This is a genomic window from Pseudomonas sp. DG56-2, from assembly GCF_004803755.1.
GTDB lineage: Bacteria > Pseudomonadota > Gammaproteobacteria > Pseudomonadales > Pseudomonadaceae > Aquipseudomonas > Aquipseudomonas auratipiscis.
The window spans coordinates 3,068,800-3,082,612 of record NZ_CP032311.1 but is presented as its reverse complement, the minus strand read 5'-3'; the positions used below and the strand labels follow the sequence as shown (position 1 = coordinate 3,082,612).

The 13,813-nt window shown below is 61.4% G+C and carries 11 protein-coding genes and 1 pseudogene; 8 read left to right on the top strand and 4 right to left on the bottom strand.

The window, feature by feature from the left end:
* Positions 1-2: 2 nt before the first annotated feature.
* From D3Z90_RS13765 to D3Z90_RS13750, 4 genes are all read right to left on the bottom strand, one after another.
* Positions 3-284: a peptidylprolyl isomerase gene (locus D3Z90_RS13765; protein WP_045201958.1), complete on the bottom strand. Its 282-nt coding sequence runs from the start codon at positions 282-284 to the stop codon at positions 3-5.
* A gap of 32 nt (positions 285-316) precedes the next feature.
* Entirely contained in the window at positions 317-1,414 is a 1,098-nt protein-coding gene (locus D3Z90_RS13760; protein WP_136476411.1) for a 3-deoxy-7-phosphoheptulonate synthase, read from the bottom strand.
* Between the two features lie 961 nt (positions 1,415-2,375).
* A complete protein-coding gene (locus D3Z90_RS13755; protein ID WP_136476409.1) occupies positions 2,376-3,527 on the bottom strand; it encodes an acyl-CoA dehydrogenase family protein in 1,152 nt (383 codons plus the stop codon).
* A 16-nt stretch (positions 3,528-3,543) separates the two neighbouring features.
* Positions 3,544-4,614, bottom strand: coding sequence for an enoyl-CoA hydratase/isomerase family protein (locus tag D3Z90_RS13750; protein ID WP_136476407.1), 1,071 nt, complete (start codon positions 4,612-4,614; stop codon positions 3,544-3,546).
* A gap of 147 nt (positions 4,615-4,761) precedes the next feature.
* On the opposite strand from D3Z90_RS13750, the pseudogene D3Z90_RS13745 reads away from it, so the two are divergent.
* The 8 genes and pseudogenes from D3Z90_RS13745 to D3Z90_RS13710 all read left to right on the top strand — a co-directional run.
* Positions 4,762-4,965: pseudogene (locus tag D3Z90_RS13745) on the top strand (hypothetical protein); the annotation flags it as partial.
* Positions 4,966-5,288: 323 nt separating this feature from the next.
* Positions 5,289-7,394 carry a tetratricopeptide repeat protein gene (locus D3Z90_RS13740; RefSeq protein ID WP_371922198.1) on the top strand — a complete coding sequence of 702 codons (2,106 nt, stop codon included), beginning with the start codon at positions 5,289-5,291 and terminating at the stop codon, positions 7,392-7,394.
* 82 nt (positions 7,395-7,476) lie between these two features.
* A complete protein-coding gene (locus tag D3Z90_RS13735; RefSeq protein WP_136476402.1) occupies positions 7,477-8,451 on the top strand; it encodes a MoxR family ATPase in 975 nt (324 codons plus the stop codon).
* A 3-nt stretch (positions 8,452-8,454) separates the two neighbouring features.
* A complete protein-coding gene (locus D3Z90_RS13730; protein ID WP_178084186.1) occupies positions 8,455-9,414 on the top strand; it encodes a DUF58 domain-containing protein in 960 nt (319 codons plus the stop codon).
* Positions 9,411-9,917: a DUF4381 domain-containing protein gene (locus D3Z90_RS13725; RefSeq protein ID WP_136476400.1), complete on the top strand. Its 507-nt coding sequence runs from the start codon at positions 9,411-9,413 to the stop codon at positions 9,915-9,917. Before D3Z90_RS13730 ends, D3Z90_RS13725 begins: the two co-directional genes overlap by 4 nt.
* Complete coding sequence (locus D3Z90_RS13720; RefSeq protein ID WP_136476398.1) at positions 9,904-10,920, top strand: VWA domain-containing protein; 1,017 nt, start codon at positions 9,904-9,906, stop codon at positions 10,918-10,920. The genes D3Z90_RS13725 and D3Z90_RS13720 overlap by 14 nt, the downstream gene beginning before the upstream one ends.
* Positions 10,904-12,502, top strand: coding sequence for a VWA domain-containing protein (locus D3Z90_RS13715; protein WP_136476396.1), 1,599 nt, complete (start codon positions 10,904-10,906; stop codon positions 12,500-12,502). The genes D3Z90_RS13720 and D3Z90_RS13715 overlap by 17 nt, the downstream gene beginning before the upstream one ends.
* Positions 12,499-13,800, top strand: a complete 1,302-nt coding sequence (locus D3Z90_RS13710; protein WP_136476393.1) for a BatD family protein — start codon at positions 12,499-12,501, stop codon at positions 13,798-13,800. The genes D3Z90_RS13715 and D3Z90_RS13710 overlap by 4 nt, the downstream gene beginning before the upstream one ends.
* Positions 13,801-13,813: the final 13 nt, after the last annotated feature.

Here is a 13,813-nt window from a genome sequence, read left to right as displayed (position 1 = left end):
ACTCAGTCCTGGCGGCTGGTTACTTCCAGCAGGTGATAACCGAACTGGGTTTTCACCGGGCCTTGCACAGTGTTGACCGGAGCGCTGAAGACGACGGTGTCGAACTCCTTGACCATCTGGCCTGGGCCAAAGGAGCCCAGGTCGCCGCCCTGACGGCTGGATGGGCAGGTGGAGTTGGCTTTGGCGACTTCAGCGAAATCGGCACCGGCTTCGATCTGAGCCTTCAGTTCATTGCACTTGTCTTCAGTGGCAACCAGGATGTGACGGGCAGTGGCTTTGGCCATGGGACATACTCCTTTTCCAGAAAGTGCCGAGACTACCGGATTAGCGCCGATTTTTCCTGGGAAATGTTGCGCAGAGATGCCGCACCCTGACGCAACAGCGCTTGTGTGGCGTCCCATCCCAGGCAGCCATCGGTGATGGAGACACCGTACTCAAGCGCTCCTTTGCCCAGTGCCTGGCAACCATCGAACAAGTGCCCTTCGAGCATCATGCCGATAATCGAACGATCGCCATCGAGGCGCTGACGCAACACATCGTCGAACACCGCTGGTTGGCGCAAGGGGTCCTTGCCGCTGTTGGCATGGCTGCAGTCGACCATGATCCGCGGGGCCAGCCCGGCCTTGATCAGCCCTTGGCGAGCCGCTGCCACGCTGGCTCGGTCGTAGTTCGGCCCTTGGTGACCACCGCGAAGTACCAGGTGGGTGTCCGGGTTGCCCAGGGTTTCGATAATCGCCGGGTAGCCTTGGGTATCCATGCCGAAGTGGCGGTGTGCATGGGCCGCGCTGCGCATTGCGTCGCTGGCGATGGCAACGCCACCGTCGGTGCCGTTCTTGAAGCCCACAGGAAGCGCCAGGCCACTGACCATCTCACGGTGAATCTGCGACTCGGTAGTACGCGCGCCGATGGCCGCCCAGCTAAGCAGGTCATCGAAGTAGCCGGCCGCCATCGGCTGCAGCAGTTCAGTGGCAATCGGCAGGCCGCGCTCAAGCATGCCCAGCATCAACCCACGCGACAGTGCGATGCCCGCGTGCATGTCGTCGCTACCATCCAGGTGTGGGTCGTAGGTCAGTCCTTTCCAGCCAACAGTGGTGCGCGGCTTTTCAACGTAGGCGCGCATGACCAGCAGCAGTTGATCGCTGACCGCTGCGTTGAGGGCAGCGAGACGGTCGGCGTATTCCAGGGCTGAGCGCGGGTCATGGATAGAGCATGGGCCGACAATGACCAGCAGGCGTGGGTCACGGCCTTCGAGAATGGCGCGGACGGCCTGGCGATGGTGATCGACCTGATGGGCGAGGGCGGTACTGAGCGGCATTTGCTGCTTGAGCAAGTGCGGGCTGGGCAGGCGTTGGCTGACAGCGGAGTTGGCAGCTTGAGGTTGGGTCAGGGGCAGAGCGAGCGAAGACGATTGCATGGCGATTTTTTCCCTGGGCAGACGGCGGGTTCAAGCCCGCGTTGTCGGCCCTATCGAGGTGTTCGACAAAGAGCCGGATTGGAATTCGGTGTGATGGCGCCACCTGTGCAGGACCGATCGGAGGCGGCAGGCTGGCCCGAACGGGATTGGCTAAATCGCCATGCAAAGCTTGGGTAACGGTGGTAGGTGGTGTAGGTCATGGGGTAAATCCTCGTTATCTGTTCGGTTGTCCGGGGGCCTGAAAAACAAAACCCCCGGTCGGGGAGCCGACCGGGGGTTGAGTATTCTCGTGTTCGGCGGCCCCTTGAAAGTGGGCGCCGGTGTGGGTATCAGCGGCGCCTGTGGCTAAACCAATACCCAAAATAAAATGCAGCGGGAGTTGCAGTCGCGCACTCGGCCACAGTCAGCACGGGACGCGATGGGCGACCTGCGTGTTGAGTGTGTTTGAGGGTGGTTGGCGACATGGGACTCTCCAGGTGATGGTTCCGAGCTTACTTCAGCCGCTGCTACGGTTTCAATCGCTAATTTGCATTAGTTTGATTTGGGGGGACTATTGTGGGGGCTGGGTGGGTGTTGGTTTCTGGCTTGGCTTGCGATGGGGCTCTTCGATCTGGTGCTGATCCGTTTGCTAGGGTGACGCTGAGTCACCCTTGCGCCCTTACGGCGCCTTACTTTGGCAGTCGCCCCAAAGTAAGCAAAGGGCTCGCCCCACCAGGGGCCCTACGCTGCGCTTCGGGTCCCCTCGCTACGGTGTCGCTACAGGGCATTGCGATCTACGCGTTGCAAGCAACACTACGATTCGCAACTTCGGCCAAGCCGAAGGCGCTACGCGCTAGCCCTTTCGCAACACCTTCACTCGGCCCTTCTGGTTAACGGGGCAGGTAGATCAAGATCAAAATCAAAATCAAGATCAAGAGCGAAAGCAGTTCTGTGTCGCTTGCCGTTTCCTTTTGACGGTTGATTACAGGGGGTAGTGCTTGAGTTCGCGGGCGATCAGCATGCGCTGGATTTCGCTGGAGCCTTCGTAGATCTGGGTGATCCGAGCATCGCGGTAGTATCGCTCGACCGGGTAGTCCTCAAGGTAGCCATAGCCACCATGCACCTGGATCGCCTTGGAGCACACCCGCTCAGCCATTTCCGAGGCGAACAACTTGGCTTGCGAGGCTTCGCTCAGGCAGGGTTTGCCGGCGCTGCGCAGGCGCGCGGCATGAAGAATCAGTAAGCGTGCAGCGTTGATCTGAACCTGCATGTCGGCCAGCAGGTTGGCAATGCTCTGGTGTTCATTGATCGGTTTGCCGAATTGGATGCGATCACGCGAATACGCCAGTGCCGCTTCGAACGCAGCGCGGGCGATCCCCAGTGCCTGGGCGGCGATGCCGATACGGCCACCTTCGAGGTTGGACAGGGCAATAGCCAGGCCCTTGCCACGCTCACCGAGCATATTGGTGGCAGGAATGCGGCAGTTGTTCAAGGTGACTGCGCAGGTGTCCGAGGCGCGGATGCCCATTTTGTGTTCGCTGCGGTCAACCACAAAACCTTCGTTGTCGGTAGGCACCAGGAATGCGGAAATACCTTTCTTGCCAAGGTCCGGGTCGGTCACCGCAAAGACAATGGCCAGGCCGGCACGACGGGCGTTGCTGACAAACTGTTTAGCGCCATTGATGACCCAGTGATCACCCTGTAGTTCGGCACGGGTGCGCAAATTGTGCGCTTCTGAACCGGCCTGCGGTTCGGTCAAACAGAAGCAGCCGATCACTTCGCCGCTCGCCAGACGTTCCAGCCAGGTTTGTTGCTGTTGAGCATTGCCGTAGGCCAACAACGGGCCGCAACCCACCGAGTTGTGGATGCTCATCAAGGCGCCGGTAGCACCATCGCCGGCAGCGATTTCCTCCACCGCCAGGGCGTAGGCGACGTAGTCGGTATAGCTGCCACCCCATTGATCGGGCACCACCATGCCGAGCAGGCCCAGTTCGCCCATTTTCTTGACCACTTCATCGTCGATCCAGCCAGCCTTTTCCCAAGCTTGGGCGTGCGGCGCGATTTCGCCACGGGCGAAGTCGCGGGCCATGTCGCGGATCATGATCTGTTCTTCAGTCAGTTCCAGGTCTTGCATCTGCATACTCCAGGCATCACAGGCCTTCGAAGAATTGATCCACGCGCGTACGGCTCAAGCCTGCGAGGGTCGGAGGGTTCCAGCGCGGCTGCTTGTCCTTGTCGATTATCAGGGCACGAACGCCCTCGATCAGGTCACCATGGTCGAACCATTGCTGGTCCAGGTGCAGTTCCATCTTGAAGCAGTCTTCAAGGCTCAGTTCGCGGCCACGACGCAGCATTTGCAGGGTGACCGCCATGCCCAGCGGCGAGCGGGTTTCCAGCAGGTCAGCAGTTTTCAGCGCCCAGTCGTGGCTATCGGCAACAGTTACGCTGCGTAGTTGTTCCACGATACTGCTGACGTCCGACAGGGCAAAGAAGTGATCGATGGCCGGGCGCAGTTTGGCCAGCGGTGCATCCTCCAATGCCTGGGTGCCAAGTTTCGCCAGTATGCCTTGCAAGTCCTTGAGCGGATGTTCGCTGAACGTCAGGGTGTCCAGTCGCTCATCAAGCAAGGCCAGCTTGCTGCTGTCGACATACCAGTCGGCCAGGCCGCAGTACAATGCATCGGCAGCTTGGATCTGAACACCGCTGACGCCCAGGTAGGTGCCCAGTTCGCCGGGTACGCGGGAGAGGAAATAGCTGCCGCCGACATCGGGGAAATAACCGATGGCGACTTCCGGCATGGCCAGGCGACTGCGTTCGGTGACAATGCGCAGTTCTGCGCCTTGTGCCAGGCCCATGCCGCCGCCTAGGGTAAAGCCGTCCATCAAGGCCAGGATGGGTTTGCGGTAATGGTGGATGGTCAGGTCGAGGGCGTATTCTTCGATGAAGAAATCCCGATGCAGGGTGTCGCCGCTCTTGTAGCTGTCGTACAGCGACCGGATGTCACCCCCGGCGCAGAAGCCCTTGGGGCCTTCGCCACGCAGGACGACGGCGTGTACTTGAGGGTCATTGGCCCAGGCATCAAGCTGTTGCTGGAGGCTGCGGACCATATCCAGGGTAATGGCGTTGAGGCCGGCGGGACGGTTGAGGGTCAAGTGACCGATGTGGTTGCGAACCTGGGCCAGTATGGAGGCGTCAGTTGCCATTTGAGCGTGCGCGGTCATCGCTGTCTCCCTGCTTTGTTATTGATTTTCCACGTGAATTTACACGAGCTGGATAGGCGCTAGAGGATCGAGGGATCCTATCAGTGCAAATTTGCTCATTACAATCGACAAAACTGCAGGCGCAGTCTGCATTTTTGCATAGAGGTTGGCCACCGACTGGCAGCATTTGATCCGGTCTCTGCGGCCAAGGCTGCAGCCGCGTTCAAAGCGGTGAAGAACAGCGACGCCGACTTGATTGTCGCTCCACACTAGGAAGTTTCGGTTCAAGGCTGCTTCGTGTTGAAAAAGGTCGACGTGAAAGTGACCGGTAGCAAAGTCCTTTCTTGGTTGCTATACCGGCCGCGGTGCTAAAAATGCACTAGCCTAATGCTCGCAACCCGTCGACGCTGGTTGCATGAGAGCCCGGCACAGGGCCCGTAGAACTGACCGTGGAGCAAGGAATGGGGCAGGCAGTACCTATGGAGAGCAGGTGGGCGTTTTTCTGGCGTCGCGTTATTTCCACGGTTTTATTGGCGGGTTTGTGCAGTTTTGCCCCGTTGGCATCCGCTAGTTCTTCCCTTGTAGCAGAGCCTGGGCAGGCAAGTCCTGCCGAGGGCTATGTGGCGACCGCCACGTGCCTCGGTTGCCATCAAACCGAAGCGGCGCAATGGAAAGATTCTGATCACGGCTGGGCGATGCGTGATGCCAGTGCCAGCAATGTGCTGGGCAATTTCAACAACGCCCGCTTCGATGAAGCGGGGGTCAAGGCGCGTTTCTTTCGCAAGAACCAGGGTTTCTTCGTCAATATCGAAGGCGAGGATGGCAAGCCGGCCGACTTCGAAATTCGCCAAACCTTTGGCCATTACCCGCTGCAGCAATACTTGGTTTCGCTGCCACGCGGGCGCTTGCAGGCCTTGACCATTGCCTGGGACAGTCGTGCCAAGGCGCAAGGCGGACAACGCTGGTTTTCCCTGTATCCCGGGCAACGCTTTGCGCCCAATGACCCTTTGCACTGGACCGGCCGCTATCAGAACTGGAACGGCATGTGCGCCGACTGCCACTCCACTCGCCTGTTGAAAAACTACAACGACCAGGACGACAGTTTCGCTACGACCTGGCAGGAGAAAAACGTCGGTTGCCAGAGCTGTCATGGGCCCGGCAAAGCCCATGTCGACTGGGCGAAGACAGCAAAGCCCGGTGAGGCGCCTGGTCCTGCCAAGGACCTTGGCTTGGCGGTGGACTACAAGGCGCTGGGGAGCCAGGGGCAGGTAGAGCAGTGCGCTTTCTGCCACAGCCGGCGGCAAACCCTGGGCGTCGGCCAGTTACCCGGACATCCACAACTGGACCAGAGCCTGCCGGCCACTCTGCGCAGCGGCCTGTACCATGCAGACGGCCAGATCGACGGCGAAGTCTATGAATATGGCTCATTCACCCAAAGCAAAATGTACGCCGCCGGGGTGGGTTGCAGCGATTGCCACAATCCTCACACTGCCAAGGTGAAGATCGAGGGTAACGGCCTGTGCCTGCAGTGCCACAACGATCAGCCGCCATCGCAGCGCTTTCCAAGCCTGCAGGCCAAGAACTACGACAGTGAAGCGCACCATCACCACAAAGCGGGCACACCGGGGGCGCAATGCGTCGAGTGCCACATGCCGACCAAGACCTATATGGTGGTCGATCCACGGCGTGATCACAGCTTGCGCATCCCGCGCCCGGATTTGGCCGGCAAGACTGCCAGTCCCGACGCGTGTACCCGTTGTCACCAGGGGCAGACGCCGGAATGGGCCGCTAGCGCTATTGATGGCTGGTTCGGCGCGCGCAAGCGTCCTGCGCATTATGGTGAGAGCTTTCACGCGGTGCGCAGCGGTGAAGGCGTGGCGCTCAGTCAGCTTGGCGCCATTCTGGCCGACCCGGGCAAACCTGCCATCGTGCGCGCCACCGCTGCCGAGCAGATGGCCGACCTTGGCCCGCAGTCGATAATCAGCCTTGGCTGGGCATTGAAGGACAGCAGCCCTGTGGTGCGCGCCTATGCGATCTCCGGTTTCGCCAGTGTACCTGCGGCGCAGCGCCTGCAGCCGCTACTGCCTTTGCTTCAGGACCCAACCCTGGCGGTACGCGATGAAGCGCTCCGGGTACTTGCCGATGTACCGGCAGACCAACTGCCCGAGCAGGTGCGGGACAGCTTCAAGGGCGCGCTGGCCAATTACGAGCAGCGCCTGCGCAGCAATGCCGACTTGCCTGGTGGGCGTCTGAACCTTGCTGTGCTGTTGAGTCGCCAAGGCCGCGACGGCGAAGCGATGGAGCAGTATCGCCAGGCGTTGCGGATCGACCCGTATTTCGTTCCGGCGCGGGTCAATCTGGTCACCATGGTCAGCGCTGCGCAGCAACTCGACGAAGCAGAACAACTGCTGCGCGACGGCGTTGCCCTGGACAAGATGCCTGCCGTTGACCATGGCAACCTGGCCTACATGCTGGCGCTGTTGCTGGTCGAGCGGGGCAAGCAAGACGAAGCGTTGCAGTGGATGGAGACCGCGGCCCAGGCGTTACCGGGCAACTCGCGGATTCGCTACAACCAGGGCCTGTTGCTGTCGCGACTCAACCGTCGTGACGAAGCGGTCAGCGCCTTGCGCAGTGGCCTGCAGCAGTCGCCGGATGACCCCGACCTGCTGTACTCGCTGATTTACCTGCATGCCTTGGCCGGTGAGCGAAGCGATGCCTTCGAGTACGTCAAACGCATGCGTCAGGTGGCGCCCGATGATCCGCGGCTGCAGGCGATCGAGCCATATTGGAAGACTCAGTAGGCCAAACATTCGGACCACAACTGGCGCCAGCGAAAGCGGCTGCTAGATTTACCCCATCGCTGCGCTGACAAGGAGTGTGCCCGTGACCATACGCGAGGAAATAGCTGCCCTGGAGGCCAGAGTCGCCGAGCAGGTATTAGGTCAGGCCGAGACCATTCGCCATGTGTTGCTGGGCTTGCTGGCCAATGGGCACGTGCTACTGGAAAGCCTGCCGGGCCTGGCCAAGACCCGTACGGTGAAGGCACTGGCCACGCACCTGGACGCAAAAATGCGCCGTATCCAGTTCACCCCGGACCTGTTGCCCTCGGACATTACCGGTGGCGAAATTCTCCAGCAGACTGCCGAAGGCAACCAGATCAAGTTCCAGCCGGGACCGCTGTTTGGCAACGTGATTCTCGCCGACGAAATCAACCGCGCGCCGGCCAAGGTCCAGGCCGCTTTGCTTGAAGCGATGGAGGAGCGGCAGATTACCGTCGCCGGGCAGAGCTATGCCATGCCGCCGCTGTTCATGGTCATGGCCACCCAGAACCCCATCGAGCAGGAAGGCACCTACCCGCTGCCCGAAGCGCAGATGGACCGTTTCCTGATGAAATTGCAGTTGGACTACCCCCGCGTCGAAGACGAAGCGTTGGTCTTGCGCCTGGTGCGCCGCGAGGAGCAGCAGGGGCGCGACAGCGTGCAGGCGCCTGAGCAACTGGCCCAGGAGGTAGTGTTTGCCGCGCGGGCCGAAGTCGCCGGGGTGCATGTTTCAGAAGCCATAGACCGCTACGTGGTCGACTTGGTCAACGCAACCCGCCATGCGCATGACTATGATCCCGATCTGGCACGCTGGATCCGCATCGGCGCCAGTCCACGTGGGGGCATCAGCCTCGACCGCGTGGCACGTGCGCATGCCTGGCTTGCCGGCAGTGACTTCGTCTCCCCGGACGACGTGCGTGCGGTGGCACATCCAGTTCTACGCCATCGATTGCAACTCTCCTACGACGCCATTGCCGAGGCGGTGACAGCCGATCAGGTGATCGACCGGCTGCTCGATCGTGTAGCGATCCCGGCCTGAACCATGCCAACGCCAACTGTCGATACCTTGCCGGCCGACGGCTTCGTCTATGCATCGCTGGCGCAATTGATGGCGCTGGAGCATCGAGTCGGCGGCCTGAGCTTTGTTTCCAGGCAGCCGCTGTCGAGTATTCTTGCCGGTGGTCATGCCTCGCGCCTGCGCGGACGCGGCCTGAGCTTCGATGAACTGCGTCGTTACATCCCCGGAGACGACCTTCGCCATTTGGACTGGCGTGCCTCGCTGCGCTACGGCAAACCCTTTGTGCGCACATTCACCGAGGAACGTGACCGTCCGACCTGGCTGCTGGTGGACCAGCGCATGAACATGTTCTTCGGTTCGCAGCGCGCCTTCAAGTCGGTGGTGGCGGCAGAGTTGGCGGCGCTGTCGGCATGGATGGCGTTTCATGCCGGTGATCGGGTAGGGGGCCTGGTGTTCGACGACCAGGGCATCCGCCAAGTGCGTCCATTGCGCAGCCGCAGTCGCATAGAAGCGTTGTGCGCGCAGATCATTCGCAGCAATCGGGCATTGTCTGCGACCGGGCCGGATAGCGAAAACGAGTTGCAACTGGACGCCGCCTTGCGCAGTTGCATCGCCTTGGCCGGGCATGATGCGCTGGTGTGCATCATCAGCGACTTTGCCGGGGTGTCGGCGCAGACCTTACAGCTGTTGCGCCAGCTCAGCGCGCACAATGATGTGATCGCCATGCAGGTCTACGACCCACTGGCGTTGCGCCTGCCGGAGCAGGGACGCATTACCGTGACCCAGGGCGAACGGCAAGTGGAACTGCAGGTAGACCGCCGCCAGGTCAACCGGCCGCTGACCGAGTTTCTCGGCGGACGCCTGCAGGAAGTCGCCGAACTGCTGCGGCGCAGCCAGATCCCGGTGCTGATGATCAGTACCGGCGAAGAACCCTTGCTGCAGGTGCGCCGCGAACTGGGGCGCTTGTCTGGGGCCGCGCGGTGAGTATCGCCGTGGTGCCATCGATTGACCAGTTGCAGGAACTGCCACTGGGCACGCCACCGTTCAGTTACGCACCGCAGACCTGGGGCTGGTGGGTGTTGCTGGCGTTGTTGCTGACCGCTGTGGCCGGTTGGGTAGCATGGCGCTGGTGGCGTTGGCAGCGCGATCGCTATCGGCGCGAAGCGCTGGCGCAATTCGATGAGTTGACCCAGCAACTGGCTGATCCGCAATTGCGTTTGCAAGCACTGCGCGCAGTGCCAGCGTTGCTCAAGCGCGTTGCCCTGTCGATGACCGACGCGCCGCCCGTGGCAGCGCTGGGTGGGGCGCAGTGGCAGGCGTTTCTGCTGCAGCGAGCGCGTACACCGTTGCCTGAGCAGTTCGGCGCCCAACTGCAGACGCTGGCGTACGCGCCGCAGGCCCAGGTGCTGAATATTCCGGAGCAGGAACTGCGCCTGTTGCTCGCCCATAGCCGACAATGGATCGAGACTCACCATGTGGCAGTTTGACTATCCCTGGGCGCTGTTGCTGCTGCCAGCGGCGTGGTTTGCCTGGCGCTACCTCAGTGAATACCGCGAGGCGCGCAGCGCAGTGCGGGTGCCGTTCTTCGCGGCCATGAGTCGCGCCGCCGGGTTGAAGCCCCAGGCCGACGGTGGGGGCAGTCGCTGGCAACTGTGGTTGAACCTGTTGGTCTGGGCACTGCTGGTGGCGGCATGCGCGCGTCCGGTGTGGGTCGAAAAAGCCATTGAGCATGCGCAACCGGTGCGCGACATGATGCTCGCCCTGGACATTTCCCAGTCCATGGAAACCCTCGACTATACCGATGCCGCAGGCACCCGTACCGACCGCCTGAGCGTGGTCAAGGATGTGGTGCGTGATTTCGTTGCACAGCGCAAGGATGACCGCATTGGTCTAATCGTGTTCGGAACCGGCGCCTACCCGCAGGCACCGCTTACCTTGGACCATGCCAGCCTGCAAATGCTGTTGAATGAGGTGGGGATCGGCATGGCCGGGCCCAACACCGCATTGGGCGATGCTATCGGCCTGGCAATCAAGCTGTTTGCCAAGGCGCACGAACAACAGAAAGTGCTGATCCTGCTGACCGATGGCAACGACACCAGCAGTGCCATCACGCCGGCGCACGCGGCACGTTTGGCCAAGGCACAGGGTATCGTGATTCACACCATCGGTATCGGTGACCCCGAGGCCAGTGGTGACGCCAAGGTTGACTTGCAGGTACTCAAGGCTATCGCCGAGGAAACCGGGGGACGGTTTTTCCGCGCCGAGGACCGCAATGCCTTGCAGGAGGTTTACGCAACGCTCGACAGAATCACCCCGCATCAGGTGAAAACCCTGCGTCACCAACCCAAGCGCGACCTGTTCTGGTTGCCGTTGGGCGTTGCATTGGCGCTGTTGACGGTCAGCCATGTTGTTGCAGCGCTGTATGGGCGGCTGCCACACCGGGTTGTGAAGTCTTTGCCAGAAGGGGGCCGGGATGGACATCGACCTTAGCGCCTTCCACTTCCTGCGCCCGCTATGGCTGCTGCTGATCGTGCCAGCAATGCTGCTGCCCTGGCTGTGGACACGTCGTCATGACCTCAAGCGGCAATTGGACGGCTTGATTGCACCGCACCTGATCACCGCGCTGGTGATCACCCCTCAGGTACGCACCAAGGTTCATCCGGTGCACCTGCTTGCACTGATTCTGGGCCTTGGCGCGGTGGCTGCTGCAGGACCGACCTGGACCGAGGATCGGCCTGACTTTGTCGACAACCGGGCACCGTTGATTCTCGCCTTCGACCTGTCACCGTCGATGGATGCCGACGATGTGCCACCCTCGCGCCTGGCGGCCGCCAAACACAAGATGCACGACCTGTTGAGCCGCCGCGCTGGGGCCCGTACGGCGCTGATTGCCTATGCCGGCAGCGCCCATCTGGTACTTCCAGCTACCGAGGATCCAAGTCTGCTGGACAGCTTTCTGCAGGCGCTGGCGACCGGGTTGATGGATCGTCCCGGCAAGGATGTGCTGGGTGTAATCGAGCAGGCCAGGGCCCTGCTGGCTGCCGAAAAGCTGCCCGGGACTTTGGTGCTGATCACCGATGGCGCCGATACCCAGCAGTTCGCGGCCATCACCGCGGCCATCAAGGGTAGCGACCTGCAAGTACTGGTACTGGCGGTGGGGAGTCAGGACGGGGGCGTGCTGCACGATAAACAAGGGCGGCCGCGCATCGGTAACGATGGCCGCCCGCTGCTGGCAAGCTTCGATGCCGAGGGCCTCAAAGGTCTGGCCAAGGCCGCCAACGCGCCGTTGGGCAGCTTGACCCTCAACGATGACGATCTTGATTGGATAACCTTGCATGCGCAGCAGCATTTCCAGGCAGTCCAGGACCAAGGCCAGGAAGTGCACTGGAAGGACGCCGGTTATTGGCTGTGCTGGCCGTTGGCCCTGATTGCATGGTGCTGCATTCGCCGTGGCTGGCGAGTGCACTGGTTGGCCGTGCTGCTGATGGTATCAGCCGGCATAACCCCGCAAGCAGCCCGTGCAGGAGCGCTTGCCGATGCATTTTTTAGCGCCGACCAGCAAGGGCGCTGGGCCTTCGAGCATGGTCATTACGCCGAGGCAGCCGCACATTTCCAGGATCCGTACTGGCGCGCCGTGGCGGCCTACAGCGCGGCCGACTATAAAGTGGCGCTGGGCGAATTTGCCCGCCTGGACACGCCAGCCGCCTATTTCTACCTGGGTAATATCTACGTCCACCTGTTCAAGTTCCCGCAAGCGATAGCCGCCTACCAACAGGCATTGCAACGCCAGAAGGACTTCCCGCAGGCCACGGCGAACCTCGCCCTGGCCCAGGCGCTGCAGAAGGACTATGACGATCAGCAGCAGGCCGGCACCCCCGATGAGAAAGCCGACAAGGTGGTCGAGGACCAGACGTCCAGCAAAGGTGGCAAGGACAAGCAGCAGACCACTGCCCAGGCGGCTTCCGATGAACTTTGGCTGAACAACCTGAGCACGTCACCGGCACAGTTCCTCAGGCGCAAGTTTTCGCTGCAGGATGCCGCCCGCCAGTCCCCAGCAGGAACAACACCATGAAGCGCCTGGCCTGCCTGTTGCTGATCTGCATGCCATGGTTTGCCGTGGCCGATCCCGATGTGCGCATCCAAAGTCGTCTGTTGCCCGAGGGTGATCCGCTGGTGGGGGCGACCGTCAGCCTGGAGGTCGATCTGCTGGTCGACACCTGGTACACCGCAGCGCCGGTGCTGGCAAAACTGGAGCTGGCAGATGCAGTGGTCACGCCGCCCACTGGTGAAGCCGAACACCTGAACCAGAAGATCGATGGCAAGACCTTCTTTGGCCTGCGCTACACCTACCAGATCACGGCGCAAGCTGCACGGCAGTTCACAATTCCGGCACTGCCGTTCGTGGTTCAGCCAGGACAGGGCAGTGGCCCGGTAACCCTCACCAGCCAGCCACTGAGCTTTACCGCCCGGGCCCTGGCCGGTGGCGGCAGTCAGCAGCAGTTGGTAGCGCGCAACGTAACCTTTACCCAGGTACTGCAACGCTCCCATGAGCCCCTGCGGGTCGGCGATAGCATCACCCGGCAACTGACCCTACAGGCTGAAGGTGCCCAGGCGATGCTGATGCCTGCACCGCAGTTTGTCGAAGTAGAGGGTTTCAAACGCTACCTGCAGCCACCCGCGGTCAAGGCGCTCAATGATGGGCGAGGGGGTACATCAGGCGGCGTGCGTGAGGACACAGCAACCTATGTAGTAACGCGAGCAGGACCGCTCAGCCTCCCGGCCATTGAATTGAAGTGGTGGGATTACGCAGGCCAAGCGCATAGCGTCGCAGTGGAGGCGGTGTCGATCGACACAGTCCAGGCACAGTACAACACACCGTTTTCCATCAGCGATGATCTCCGAGCGCTTGGCCAACAGGCGCAAATTCGTCTCAGCGCCCATTGGCTGCTGCTGGCAGTCGTGCTGGTAACGCTAGCCGTGCTGGCAATCCTTGGCCGGCGCTGGTGGCGTCCGCTTCGCGATAGCTTGCGTGCCTGGCAGAACAAACGTCGCAGCGAGCGCCTGGCCTCGGCTGACTATGCCTGGAAACAACTGGGCAAGCAGTTGCACAGTCAGCCACCACGGCTGGACGCGTTGTACCTGTGGGTACGCCGCAGCAGCGGCAAACGGACACTGCGCACATTTTATGAACTTTTTTCCGACGCGGCCGATTTTCGTTCACTAGACTTGCTCGAAACCCGCTACAGCCGGGCGTCGGCAAGCGCCGAAGTGCCAGCGGGCTTGCTGAAAAACTTGGGTCAACTACGCCAACGTATGAAACGCAACAGCGTCACCGATGCAAGAAAGGGTTTGAAACCACTGAATCCCTGACTGCCTGCAGCAG